The 12,662-nt window shown below is 68.0% G+C and carries 11 protein-coding genes; 6 read left to right on the top strand and 5 right to left on the bottom strand.

What is annotated here, in order from left to right; translation table 11 throughout:
* Nucleotides 1-26: 26 nt before the first annotated feature.
* Nucleotides 27-953 (bottom strand): aminotransferase class IV, encoded by a 927-nt coding sequence (locus WKW79_RS16060; RefSeq protein ID WP_340336171.1) that lies wholly within the window; start codon nt 951-953, stop codon nt 27-29.
* Nucleotides 954-1,047: 94 nt separating this feature from the next.
* Here WKW79_RS16060 and WKW79_RS16055 point away from each other — a divergent pair, with 94 nt between their 5' ends.
* From WKW79_RS16055 to WKW79_RS16045, 3 genes are all read left to right on the top strand, one after another.
* Nucleotides 1,048-1,839 (top strand): TetR/AcrR family transcriptional regulator, encoded by a 792-nt coding sequence (locus WKW79_RS16055; RefSeq protein WP_340336170.1) that lies wholly within the window; start codon nt 1,048-1,050, stop codon nt 1,837-1,839.
* 38 nt (nt 1,840-1,877) lie between these two features.
* The gene (yccS, locus tag WKW79_RS16050; protein WP_340336169.1) at nt 1,878-4,043 is read left to right on the top strand and encodes a YccS family putative transporter; all 2,166 of its coding nucleotides are present in this window, start codon (nt 1,878-1,880) and stop codon (nt 4,041-4,043) included.
* 73 nt (nt 4,044-4,116) lie between these two features.
* Nucleotides 4,117-5,274 (top strand): alpha-hydroxy acid oxidase, encoded by a 1,158-nt coding sequence (locus WKW79_RS16045; protein ID WP_340336168.1) that lies wholly within the window; start codon nt 4,117-4,119, stop codon nt 5,272-5,274.
* Nucleotides 5,275-5,931: 657 nt separating this feature from the next.
* Here WKW79_RS16045 and WKW79_RS16040 read toward each other — a convergent pair.
* The 3 genes from WKW79_RS16040 to WKW79_RS16030 all read right to left on the bottom strand — a co-directional run bounded on the left by WKW79_RS16040 (nt 5,932) and on the right by WKW79_RS16030 (nt 8,574).
* Complete coding sequence (locus tag WKW79_RS16040) at nt 5,932-6,564, bottom strand: hypothetical protein (RefSeq protein ID WP_340336167.1); 633 nt, start codon at nt 6,562-6,564, stop codon at nt 5,932-5,934.
* Between the two features lie 223 nt (nt 6,565-6,787).
* Nucleotides 6,788-7,639, bottom strand: a complete 852-nt coding sequence (locus WKW79_RS16035) for a class I SAM-dependent methyltransferase (RefSeq protein ID WP_340336166.1) — start codon at nt 7,637-7,639, stop codon at nt 6,788-6,790.
* Between the two features lie 374 nt (nt 7,640-8,013).
* Nucleotides 8,014-8,574, bottom strand: a complete 561-nt coding sequence (locus WKW79_RS16030; protein WP_340336165.1) for a putative glycolipid-binding domain-containing protein — start codon at nt 8,572-8,574, stop codon at nt 8,014-8,016.
* Nucleotides 8,575-8,633: 59 nt separating this feature from the next.
* Between WKW79_RS16030 and WKW79_RS16025 the strand changes: the two genes are divergently transcribed.
* From WKW79_RS16025 to WKW79_RS16015, 3 genes are read left to right on the top strand one after another with little or no spacing between them, the layout of a single operon-like run.
* Nucleotides 8,634-9,254: a YiiX family permuted papain-like enzyme gene (locus WKW79_RS16025; protein ID WP_340336164.1), complete on the top strand. Its 621-nt coding sequence runs from the start codon at nt 8,634-8,636 to the stop codon at nt 9,252-9,254.
* Between the two features lie 22 nt (nt 9,255-9,276).
* Nucleotides 9,277-10,539, top strand: coding sequence for a DNA polymerase IV (gene dinB, locus WKW79_RS16020; RefSeq protein ID WP_340336163.1), 1,263 nt, complete (start codon nt 9,277-9,279; stop codon nt 10,537-10,539).
* Nucleotides 10,540-10,546: 7 nt separating this feature from the next.
* Nucleotides 10,547-11,224: a TIGR02117 family protein gene (locus WKW79_RS16015; protein ID WP_340336162.1), complete on the top strand. Its 678-nt coding sequence runs from the start codon at nt 10,547-10,549 to the stop codon at nt 11,222-11,224.
* Nucleotides 11,225-11,360: 136 nt separating this feature from the next.
* On the opposite strand, the gene WKW79_RS16010 is transcribed toward WKW79_RS16015, so the two are convergent.
* A complete protein-coding gene (locus WKW79_RS16010) occupies nt 11,361-12,509 on the bottom strand; it encodes an acyltransferase family protein (RefSeq protein WP_340336161.1) in 1,149 nt (382 codons plus the stop codon).
* Nucleotides 12,510-12,662 lie beyond the last annotated feature (153 nt).

Raw genomic sequence — 12,662 nt, 5'->3', positions numbered from 1 at the left:
GCCCAACTGAAACCACGGCAACGGACTCAGCCCTCGCTGCCGTAGTCCACCGGATCGTTGAAAGCCGGGTCATCGTGCAACGCCCAATACCCTTCGTAGAGCCGTGTCGTCACCGGCCCGGGGAACGGCGGCAGCGGCTTCCCGTCGATCTTGCCGATGGGCAGGACGCCGCCGCCGCTCGACGTGAGGAACACCTCGTCGGCATTGCGCAGCGCATCGACCGGCAGCGGTCCCACATGCAACGGAATGTCCAGCTTCCCGCACAACTCCAGCACCGTGCGTCGCGAGATCCCTTCCAGCACGCCCCGGTCCGCCGTGAAGACCTGCCCGTCCTTCACCGCGAACACGTTGAAGCCCGGCCCCTCGGTCACGTTGCCCTCCGCATCGACCACGCAACTGGTGTCGTGCCCGCGGTCGTAGGCGTCGAACATCGATTGCACCAGGTCGATCCAGTGGTAGTTCTTGACGGTCGGGTCGACCGAGGCCGGCGAGATGCGCTGGCGCTCGCTGATGTGCAGGTCGATGCCGGCCAACTGCTTCTCGCGCGAGGCGATCCATACGTACGGCAGCGCATAGGCATAGAAGCGGTTCTGCGCCATGCGCGGGTCCCGGGCGCCGCGCGGCGGCACGCCGCGCGTGCAGACCATCGCGACGTAGCCATCCTGCAGGCCGCCGGCGCGCACGCAACCGTGCAGGATCTCCCGCAACTCGGCGCGCGAGTACGGGATGGCGAGGTGCATCTTCTGCAGGCTGCTGAAGAAGCGGTCCATGTGCGCATCGAGGCGGAAGAAGCTGCCCTTCCAGGTGGTGGCGACGTCGTAGGTCACGTCGGAGCGGGTGAAGCCCCAGTCGAACAGGGAGACCTTGGCCTCCGACAGCGGCGCATACGCACCATCGATGAAGACGCAGCCGCCTTCGAACTGGGCGACGGGCGGGGTGGCAGGAATCGACACGTTGGATCTCCTTGAAGGCTTTGGAACGGCAAGTTGGCAAATTAATTGTACGTCGTTCAATTAAAATTGAACACCGATCAACGACAATGCGCCGATGCCCCCTCCGCGCAAGACCGCCGCTTCCCGCAAGGCCCCGCCGCCCGCAAAAGCGCGCCCCGGTCGCCCGCGCAAGCAGGACACGGCAGGCGGCGGCAACCCGGCGCTGGGCCGCGATCGCATCCTGCAAGCCGCCCTCGCCCTCATCGATCGCAAGGGCCTCCAGGCCTTCAGCATCCGCGAGCTCGCCGCCGACCTCGGCGTGTTCCCGGCCGCGATCTACTGGCACGTGCCGAGTCGCGATGCCCTGGTCTCCGGCGCCATCGCGCTGGCCCTCGCCGACGTCGCCGCCGACCTGTCCGACGGCACCTGGCAAGCCCGCCTGCGTGCCGTGCTGCTGCGCTTCCGGGGGGCCCTGCGCCAGCATCCGAACCTCGCGCCCGCCGTGGCCAGCGAACTGGCCTTCAACGCGGCCTTCGATGCGCCGCTGCTGCAGCATGTGGTGGAAGCGCTGGAGGACGCCCGCTTCGAGGGCGATTCGCTGGTCGACGCCTTCAACGTCGTCATCGCCGCGATGTGCGGCTTTGCCACGCTGGAACTGTCCAGCGCGCCCATGGACGACACGGCCCACTGGGAAGCCGCCTGCCGTGCGCAGATCGACGCGGTGGACCCTGCGCGGCACCCCCACCTCGGCCGCAACCTCGACGCCCTGCGCAACCGCGCCTTCCTGCTGCGCTGGTCAAGCGGCAAGACGCGGCCGCTCGACAGCGGCTTCGAGGCGTGGGTCGACGTGGTGCTGCGCGGGCTGGAGTCGCGCAGCCGGGCGTTGCGTGCCGCACGGCGTGCCTGAACGTCCCGCAGTCGGCACGATCATTGCGGCAGGCGACCATGTTCTCCCTGGACCTGTCCTCCACGCTGCGCCGCCTCTGGGCGATCAACAGCCTGGCGTACAGCATTCGCGTGGCGATCGCGCTGACGGTGCTGGTGGCGGGCTGCTGGTCGCTCGACCGGATGCCGTTGCTGGTGCCCTTGTTCCTTGGCGTGGTGGCCAGCGCGCTGGCCGAGACCGACGACAACTGGCGCGGCCGCGCCCAGACGCTGATGCTGACGCTGGCGTGCTTCGCGACCGTGGCCTTCGCGGTGCAGGCCGCTTTCGCGCATCGCACGGTGTTCGTGCTCGGGCTGATGGGGGGCACTTTCGCGCTCACGATGCTCGGCGCCATCAGCCGGCGCTACCAGGCCATGGGCTTCGCCACGCTGATCCTGGCGCTGTACACCGCCATCGGCATGGACCAGCGCGGCGATGCGGGCCAGGCCTTCTGGCTGGAGCCGGCCCTGCTGCTGGCCGGGGCGAGCTGGTACGGGCTGCTGTCGGTGATCTGGTGCGCGCTCTTCGTCCATCAGCCGGTGCAGCAGTACCTGGCGCTCGTGATGCGCGAACTGGAGGACTACCTGCGGCTCAAGTCCACGCTGTTCGAGCCGGTGCGCGACGACCAGGGCGAGGTGCGCCGGCTGCGGCTCGCGCAGCAGAGCGGCCGCGTGGTGATGGCGCTGAACCAGGCCAAGGAAGGCCTCTTCAACCGCATCGACGCCACGCGCCCCAGCCAGCGCATGGAAGCGTACCTGGGCCTCTACTTCATCGCGCAGGACGTCCATGAGCGGGCCAGTTCCTCGCACTATCCGTACGACGCGCTCATCGATGCCTTCTTCCACAGCGACGTGCTGTTCCGCTGCCAGCGGCTGCTGCGCGTGCAAGGGCGCGCATGCGGCAAGCTGGGGCGGGCCATCCTGTTGCGCGTGCCCTTCGCCAAAGGGAAGGAGAGCACCATGGCCCTGCGCGACCTGCGCAATGCCATCGACCACCTCCACACGCATCCGGATGCGCAGCAGGCCGCGCTGCTGACCTCGCTGCAAGCCCTGGCCGGCAACCTGGCCACGCTCGATGCGCAACTCGCTGGCGCGAGCCATCCGGCACAGCAACTCGGCGTCAACGACGGTGCGCTCTACGACCGCACGCCGCGCTCGTGGGCCGATGCCTGGGGCCGCGTGCGCGAACAGTTCCGCCTCTCGTCGCCACTGCTGCGGCATGCCTTGCGCCTGAGCCTGGCATTGGCCGCGGGCTACGGGCTGATGCGTGCGATCCATGCCCACCAGGGCTACTGGATCCTGCTGACCACCATCTTCGTCTGCCAGCCCAGCTTCAACGCGACGCGGCAACGCATGCTGCAGCGTGTGGCCGGCACCTTCATCGGCCTGGCCCTGGGCTGGGCGCTGTTCGACCTGTTCCCGAGCCTGCTGCTGCAAGCCATGTTCACCGTGGTGGCCGGGGTCCTGTTCTTCAGCACGCGCACCACGCGCTACACCATCGCCACCGCCTCGATGACGCTGGTCGTGCTGATGTGCTTCAACCAGAGCGGGGACGGCCAGGTGCTGATCGTTCCGCGCATGGTCGACACGCTGATCGGCAGCGCGCTCGCCGGCGCGGCCGTGTTCCTGGTGCTGCCCGACTGGCAGGGCCGACGGCTCGACGCCCTGGCCGGCCGCTGCCTCGCGGCGCTGTCGCAGTACCTGCGCGCGCTGGCGCGGCAGTTTCGCGACGGGCGGGTCGACGACCTGGCCTATCGCCTCGCGCGGCGCAACGCGCACAACGCGGATGCCGCGCTCTCGACGGCACTGAACAACCTGATGACCGAGCCCGGCCGCCGCGCGGAGGAAGGCGAGCGCGGCCTGCGCTTCCTGGTGCATTCGCACACGGTGCTCAACTACCTTTCGGGCCTGGGCGCGCACCGAGAGGCATTGGCCGCCGGCGAGCGGTCGAGTGCGCTGCTGGCCGATGCCGAGCAGGTCGCGGATTTCCTGCAGGCGCTGGGCGGCAGCCTGGTGCAGGGCAAGGCGCCTTCGGCCGAGGGTCTGCCGCCGGGCATACCGACGGACCAGGGCGGCGGCGCGAACAGCATCCAGGCGTCGTCTCAACACCTGGTGGCCGAACAACTTCGCCTGATCCACGGCCAACTCGCACCGCTGCACCAGGCCGCGCAATCACTGGTGGGATAGATGCATCGCACAAGTTCCAGCCCACCTGCCGATAATGCCGGCTGCAATCGTTAACCAGCCAGGAAACCGCGACGTGACCGACCTTTCCAAGATCACCTGCATCGAAGACCTGCGAGTGATCGCCAAGCGCCGTGTGCCGCGCATGTTCTACGACTACGCCGACTCCGGCGCATGGACCGAGGGCACCTACCGCGCCAACGAAAGCGACTTCCAGAAGATCAAGCTGCGCCAGCGCGTGGCCATCAACATGGAAGGCCGCTCGACCCGCACCACCATGCTCGGCCAGGAGGTCGCCATGCCGGTGGCCATCGCGCCGACCGGCATGACCGGCATGCAGCATGCCGACGGCGAGATCCTTGGTGCGAAGGCGGCCAAGGCCTTCGGCATTCCGTTCACGCTGTCGACCATGAGCATCTGCTCGCTGGAAGACATCGCCGCCGCCACCAATGGGCATCCGTTCTGGTTCCAGCTCTACGTGATGAAGGACCGCGACTTCGTCGAGCGCCTGATCGACCGGGCCAAGGCCGCCAACTGTTCGGCGCTGCAGATCACGCTCGACCTGCAGATGCTCGGCCAGCGCCACAAGGACATCAAGAACGGCCTCACCGCGCCGCCCAAGCCGACCATTGCCAACCTCATCAACCTGGCCACCAAGCCGCGCTGGTGCATGGGCATGCTGAATACCAAGCACCGCACCTTCGGCAACATCGTCGGGCATGCGAAGAACGTGGGCGACGTGTCCTCGCTCTCGTCATGGACAGCCGAGCAGTTCGACCCGGCCCTGAGCTGGGCAGATGTCGAATGGATCAAGAAGCGCTGGGGCGGCAAGATCATCCTCAAGGGCATCATGGACGTGGAAGACGCGCGGCTGGCCGTCGCGAGCGGCGCGGATGCACTGATCGTGTCGAACCATGGCGGGCGCCAGCTCGATGGCGCGCAATCCTCCATCGAGGCGCTGCCTGCCATCGCGGATGCCGTGGGCCGTGAAATCGAGGTCTGGATGGATGGCGGCATCCGCAGCGGGCAGGACGTGTTGAAGGCCCGTGCCCTCGGCGCGCAGGGCACGTTGATCGGCCGCACCTTCCTCTATGCGCTCGGCGCCTTCGGCGAGGAAGGCGTGACGCGGGCGCTGCAGATCCTGCACAAGGAACTGGACATCACGATGGCCTTCTGCGGGCGGACGAAGATCGACCAGGTGGATTCGAGCATCCTGGTGCCGGGGACGTTCTGAGCCTGACCCGATTGGGCCTGTTGCGGGAATGTGGCGCACTGCCAAGTCCGCCCGGCATGCGGTGCGCGCCGGCTGCCTTCACTGTGCCGGTCGCTTCGCGACTCCCTTGCAGTGCTCGCGTTCGGCGGGGTCCATGTGAACTCGCTTCGCTCAAACAGCACATGGCCCTGATCCGCCAAACGCTGCGCGCTTCAGCGGCACAGAGGCGGCATCCGTCGCGCACCGCATGCCGGGCTCCGGGGTTGATCGACGGGCTCTGGCGCCGCTGAGCGGCAACACGCTGCGCCGCTTCACTGCACCGTTGCTTCGACTTCGGCTTCACGGCCGCGGGGGCTGCAACGGGCCCACGGTCAGCGGCGATTGCATGGCGCTGTTTTGACTCTTCGAGACGCTACAACCTCCGATCACGCCAAGCCCGGCAGACCATGCCCTCCGGTCGCCGCCTCTGTGGCGCCGAGGAGCGCAGCTTTCCGCGGGTCAGGGCCACATGCTGTCTGAGCCGAAGGCGAGTTCATGTGGACCCCGCGGAAAGCGAGCACCGCAGGGGAGTCGCGCAGCGACCGTCACAGTGAAGGCGACCGGAGGGCATGGTCTGCCGGGCGCTCCCCGCGAAGTACAGGGACAGCGCGACATGCGCCGGTTCCTCGCCAGACCGCTTCAATCGTCGCGCTGCGGCGTCGCCGGAAGCGGCTTCAGGTTGGTGAAGCCCATGTACGCCGTCGGCGCGTAGCTGTCGGGTTCCGGGCGAGGTTCCGGCACGACGAAATCCTGGAAGTCGGTCGGCTCGAAATGCGTGTCGCGCTTGACGGGCGCCAACGTGTGACGCTCCTTGGCACTCGCGCGCAGTCGCGCCAGGTCAGCCCGGACTTCCTCGAGCGAACGCATCGGCTTGGCGACCGCGGGCACGGCCACGGGCGCGGCGACGACTAGCGGCGGCTCCGGCTTGGGTGCGGGGGGCTTGCTGAGTTGCTCTTCCCAGTCGACCGGGACCACGGAAACGGCCTTCTTGACGGGCGCTGCGGCCATCGGTGCCAGTGGTGGCGCCAGGGTCGGTTCGATGCGAGGCGTCGATTCCGGTTGCGAGGGTGCGGCCGCCGCAGGCGCAACGGGTTTGACTGGGGCATCTGCCAAGACCGTCGCCGCAGGGACCGCGGTCGCGACGGCCACCGCCTTGGCCTGCGCCGCGCGCACCGCAGACGCCAATGGCGCTGTCGGCGGCACGTTCCGCGCGGGCGCCCGCGACGCGGTGGTCTGCGGTGGCACCGCGGTCGGCCCACCCTCGAACGACATCACGCGAGGCGCCGGCCGCGCGAGCCTGTGTCTTCTCGGGCCTCTCCAGAAACCACTCAGGTAGCGACGGACTGATCTGATCCAGCGAGAAGCATTCATCACGATTGGGCCTCGAAAATTTACCCAATTGTTAACTTATGTTTCAGTGAACTGAATCGGTGACAACACCCGCTGTCGCGCGAAGTGCACACAAATGCACGAAGCGCGACCCGCCGTGATGCCTTCAGACGCGAACGGTCATCATGTGCCCCAGCCCGCCGGCCATCAGCTGGTCGGGCCGGTCCGGGAAGTACATCGCGTTCAGGTCATCCGGCCCCAGGTCGCTCACATGCGCGAAGTCCAGCGCCTCCAGCGCTTCCGCAAGCTCTCGCGGATCGAAGTAGGACTTCCACGGCTCCCCCATCCAGGCCAGTTGCACGGTCAGCATGCCGATCAGGATCTGGCGCACGTAGCCCAGGCTCTCGACCGGCGCCAGGTAGTCGAACACCACGCCGCTGCCCGCCGGCAAGGACCGGAAGAAGCGCATCATGTCCATGACCACCTCGTGCTCCAGGTACATCGAGACGCCGAGCCACGAGAAGAAGGCCGGCTGGTCGCGCTTGAAGCCTGCGGCGCGCAGTTCCGTCGCCAGGTCCTGGTGTTCGAAGTCGCAGCTCACATAGCGCAGCGGGCCAGGCTCGGCGATGCCAGCCTCCGCCAGGCGCTCGCGCTTCCAGGCCTGGGTGTTCGGATGGTCGACCTCGAACACGCGCAGCTTCGAAGCCGGGTACGGATTGCGGTAGGCGAAGGTGTCGAGCCCGGCGCCGAGCACGACGAACTGGCCGACGCCCCGCTCGACCGCCGCCGCCAGCTCCGCCTCCGCGAACCGGGCGCGCGCCACCACGAAGGCCCGCAGCGCGCGTGCGGCCTCGTTGTCGAAGAAGCGCCCGCCGAGCGCGATGCGGTCGGCATCCTCGCGGCCGATGATCGGCACCGCGATCGGGTCGTCCATGACCACGGGTCGGTCGAGCAGTTGATGGGCGGCACGACTGGCGGCGACGCCGCGGGCGGTGAGACTGGGTCCGGTTCGCTTCATGGATTCCGTTGGGATGGGCGGGCGGTTCGTCCGCTCGATGAGGAACGCCACAGTATCCACGCGGCCTGCGCGCGGAGGCCTGACGAAGCGTAGGGAAAGGAGCTAGCAGGCTGTTGAAATACGTTACGGGGTCGCGTTTGCGAGAGAAAGGGCCTGATGGTAGGCGCGAGGCGAAGCGTCGTACCGCGCGTACGACCGAGCCTCGTAACGCCCCAGCAGGCCCTTTATCTCGCAAACCCTTCGGGGCGGTGCCTTTGCGGGCGATCTGCGGCGTTGCAGCGCTTGCATGGGCATAAGCCCATGCGGCGCACTGCGCCTTGCATCTCATCCCGCAAAGACACCGCCGCGACCCCGAAACGTATTTCAACAGTCTGCTAGCGCTCCGCCATCCACAGCCGCGGGTACTCGCGCACGAAGCCTTCGCTCGTCACGTGCAGCAGGTCGGCGTAGTCGAAGCGCGGCGCCTGGTACCAGTAGCTGTTGTTGTCGCGGCGCTCATAGCGTTGCGCGAGCAGGGTCAATCCACCGTCCTCCACGTCGAGCCAGGCGGCCGGCGCATCGGCGGCCTCGCCGGGCTTGAGGTTCAGCCGGCGCAGCTGGATCAGGTTGGTGGCCGGCGTGAAACCCAGGTCGAGGTCCACGCAATGCGCCAGGTCGTGCGCCGGCACGTCGTTGAGCTTCCACTCGCCATGCGCGCCGCGCGCCACCGAGAAGTCGATCGCGCTGCCGCCCATCCAGCCCCGCACCGTGCCCCATTGGGTGTGCCAGTTCTTGTCGCAGCGCACGCGGTAATGCAGTTGCGCGATGCGGCCATCGGACTGCCGGAACAGGGCCGTTCCGTCCAGCTGCCACGAATCACCCTGGCGATCGAGCCGGCAGGCATCGTGGCCTGGAAGGTCGAGTCGGTGCCAGAGGGTGGAGGCAACGGGTTGCATGCGTTGATGATGACCTGTGCCATCGCGCAGCGCAAGCCGCCCGAAGCACAATTCGTCCCATGTCGAGATCGCAAACTTCCGCCGCCGTTGCACTGGCCACGGCTTTTCTTGCCGGCGGCGGCACTGCCCAGGCTGCCGTGCTGAAGGACGGCGATATCATCTTCCACACCTCGCGCTCGGCCCAGAGCGTGGCCGTACAGCGCGCCACGGGCTCGCGCTACAGCCACATGGGCATGGTCCTGTACCGGGACGGCAAGCCCTTCGTGTTCGAGGCGGTGGACACGGTGCGTTACACACCGCTGGCGCAATGGACCGCGCGCGGCAACGGCGGGCATTACGTGGTCAAGCGCCTGGGCGATGCCGACGCTGTGCTGACACCGGCCACCCTGGCCCGCCTGCGCACGGAGGCGGGTGCCTTCGAGGGCCGTCGGTACGACCTCACCTTCGAATGGTCGGACCAGCGCATCTACTGTTCCGAACTGGTCTGGAAGCTCTACCAGCGCGCCACCGGCGTGCGCATCGGCGAGTTGGCCCGCATCCGGGACTTCAACCTCTCCGATCCTGCGGTGCGCGCCAGGATGCGCGAGCGCTACGGCGATCAAGTGCCGCTGGACGAGCCAGTGATCTCCCCCGTGGCGATGTTCGACTCGCCCCTGCTCGTCACCGTCGAGCGACGCTAGGAAACACCGGCATCGCGCGAAAATGCCCGCAGTGCCGCCGCCCGACTCCACCACCCCGCCCATTCGCCGCATCGCCCATCTCGACATGGACGCCTTCTTCGCGTCGGTCGAGTTGCTGCGCTATCCGCAGTTGAAGGGCCTGCCGATGGTGATCGGCGGCGGGCGGCGCAAGGTGGACGAGATCCTGTCGCGCGACCATGCCGGCCTGCCCTTGCACGAGGTGCCGGTCGCAGCCTTTCCGCTGCTGAAGGACTACGTCGGCCGCGGCGTCATCACCACGGCCACCTATGCGGCGCGGCAGTTCGGCGTCGGCTCGGCGATGGGCATGATGAAGGCGGCCAAGCTGTGCCCGCAGGCCATCGTGCTGCCGGTGGACTTCGACGAGGTACGGCGCCTGTCGCGCCTGTTCAAGAGCACCATCCGCGAGATCGCGCCGGTGATGGAGGACCGCGGCGTGGACGAGGTCTACATCGACTTCACCGACGTGCCCGGCGGCCAGCGCGAAGGCGGGCGCGTGCTGGCGCGGCTGATCCAGAAGTCGATCCTGCAGGCCACCGGCCTCACCTGCTCCATCGGCGTGGCGCCCAACAAGCTCATCGCCAAGCTGGCGAGCGAGTTCAACAAGCCGAACGGCATCTCGATCGTGTACGAGAGCGACCTGGAATCGAAGATCTGGCCGCTGGCCGCGCGCAAGGTCAATGGCATCGGACCGAAGGCGGACGAGAAGTTGAAAGGCCTCGGCATCCACACGGTCGGCGAGATCGCGGCGAAGGAGCGCGACTGGCTGATCGCCCACTTCGGCAAGTCCAGCGGCGCCTGGATGCACGAGGTCTCCTGGGGCCGCGACAACCGGCCCGTGGTGACCGAGAGCGAGCCCGTGTCGATGAGCCGCGAGACCACTTTCGAGCGCGACCTGCACGCGGTGCGCGACCGGGCCGAGCTCGGCACGATCTTCACGCAGCTCTGCGAGAAGGTCGGAGAGGACTTGCAGCGCAAGGGCTATGTCGGCAAGACCATCGGCATCAAACTGCGCTACGACGATTTCAAGACCGCCACGCGCGACCACACCATGCCCACCTTCACCGCCGACGGCAAGACGATCCGCCAGGTCGCCGGGCAATGCCTCAAGCGGGTGCCGCTGGAACGCCCGCTGCGCCTGCTGGGCGTGCGGGTGGGCACGCTGGTTCGCGCCGGCGAGGCCCTGACGGCCAGCACCGTGACGACGGCCGGCAAGCGGGTGCGCACCGACGACGATGCGCAGGCCACGACGGCCTGGCTGTTCTGAAGCCCCCATGTGGCGCCCTCTCCTCTGGTTCGCGCTGGTGCTGCTGGCGCCGTTCGTCATCGCGTTGGTGTACGTTGCGGTAGCGGGCGCGCTGATGTTCTGGCCGGCCAACGCATCGCCGCCCGCTGAAGACCGCAACATCGAAGCCTGGGTGCTCAGCAATGGCGTGCACACCGATATCGTGCTGCCACTGCGCGGCCATGGCACCGACTGGTCGCAGCTGTTCCCGCCCGCCGATGCCCGCGCTGTGCCGCCCGACGCCGACTACATCGCCATCGGCTGGGGCGACCGCGACTTCTACCTCTACACACCGACCTGGGCCGACCTGACCGTGAAGCGCGCGCTCGGTGCGCTGGCAGGCATCCACCGATCGGTGCTGCACGTGACCTGGCTGCGCCGCGCTGAACTCGAGAAGCAGGCCCACCGCCTGCCGCTCTCGCAGCGCCAGCACGACCTGTTGCGCGACTACGTGCGCGCCTCCCTGCCGCAGGGCCGCGCCACGTTGGTCGCCGGGGTGCGCTACGGCCCCAACGATGCCTTCTACGAGGCCGAAGGCCGCTACAGCATGATCGAGACCTGCAACAACTGGACCGGCCGCGGCCTGCGCCAGGCCGGTGTCACGGTGAGCCGGTGGACGCCGTTCGACTTCAACGTGGTGCGGCACCTGCAACCCGTGCAGCGCTAGCCCTGCCGAGCGCAAGCCGCACCGGCAATACCCGTCGCGTCCTACGTCGACGGATTCGATTCAGCGGCATATCGGCAGCATGTCCACAGCCGTCCGCCTGTCCATCGCTCGCGCCCTGCCCCGCGCGCCGTGCGCTTCAACGCGCAGCCGGCTCGTGCCCCCGCAGTCCGATCGAAGCGGAAGTCCGCTGCTTCGGCCTGCACGGCGCCAGCCCCTTGAGCAGGGGACGCTCGATCCACTGGTGAAAGGCGATGGCCACCGCCACGCAAGCCGCCAGGATGAGCACGAAGGTGACCAGCATGCCCCCCACGCCATGCAGCCCCGCGCCCACGGCCACCCTGGTCAACAGCGCCAGCAATGGAAGGTGAAGCAGGAAAAGCGCATAGGAGGCATCCCCGACGAGCGCGGTGAAACGATTGCCGAAGCGCCGTCCGGGCTGGCGCTGCTGCTCTGCCTGCACCAGCGCCACGATCAGGATGGCGGCGAACAGGCCGTAGCCCATGTGCAGCAGCGGCAGCGGCACGGCGCCATCGAGGATCTCGGCCAACGCCCCGATCCCGAAGAAACTCCCACCGGCCGCCGCGGCCACCCAACCCGGACGGCGCAGGCGCCAGTCGTCGCGCTGCACCACCCAGGCCGTTGCCGCACCGATGCCGAACAGCAGCAGCAGGTCGTTGGCGAAGAAGCTCCCCGGGAAGGACGTGCTGCCGGTGAACAGGTGCCACGCCATGTTCAACACGAACAGCAGCAAGGCGCCGGCCAGCAGCATGCGATGAACGATGGCGAGAGCCATTGCCGCATAGAACACCATCTCGTACTGGAGCGACCAGACCACGTAGAGGACCGGCGCCCCGGTGCCGCCGACCACGGCCGGGTCCTGCGGCAGCAACAGCAGCGACTTGAGCAGCACGCCCAGGTCCGTCGGTGCACTGTCGCGCAGCGACGGCAGGCTCAAGGACGCCAAGTATGCGCAGGAAAAGACCAGCAGGTAGGTCGGATAGATGCGCGTCACCCGCTTGCGCAGGTACGGCAGCAGCCGACCCGGCGTGCCGATGTCCTTTCGATGCATCAGCGTGATGATGAAGCCGCTGAGCACGAAGAAGAACGCGACGCGGGCATGCCCGCCGAGGGCGAAGAACTGCTCCAGCGGCGCGGCATCGCTGCCGAAGTACTTGGGTCGCGCAAGGTTGTCGGAAAGGTGGAAGCACACCAGCAGGATGGCCGCGACGGCCCTGCAGGTTCGCAGCGACTCGTAGCGCCCGGGTGCCTCGTGGCCTGCGCTCATCGGGCAACCTCCGCGCTGCGCGCTGCGGTGCGAGCGCCTTCGGGCGGCCGGGCGGCGCTCATGGCGGGTTCGCGCCAGGGACGGAAACAGGGAAATTCAGGCGCGTGGCGTCTGGCGGTGGTATCGACATGGAACGCTCCCGTGAGTTTCTGA

The sequence above is a fragment of the Variovorax robiniae genome (assembly GCF_037889955.1).
Taxonomy (GTDB): domain Bacteria; phylum Pseudomonadota; class Gammaproteobacteria; order Burkholderiales; family Burkholderiaceae_C; genus Variovorax; species Variovorax robiniae.
The sequence above is the reverse complement of the archived record's forward strand: the minus strand, read 5'-3'. Positions and strand labels throughout refer to the sequence as shown.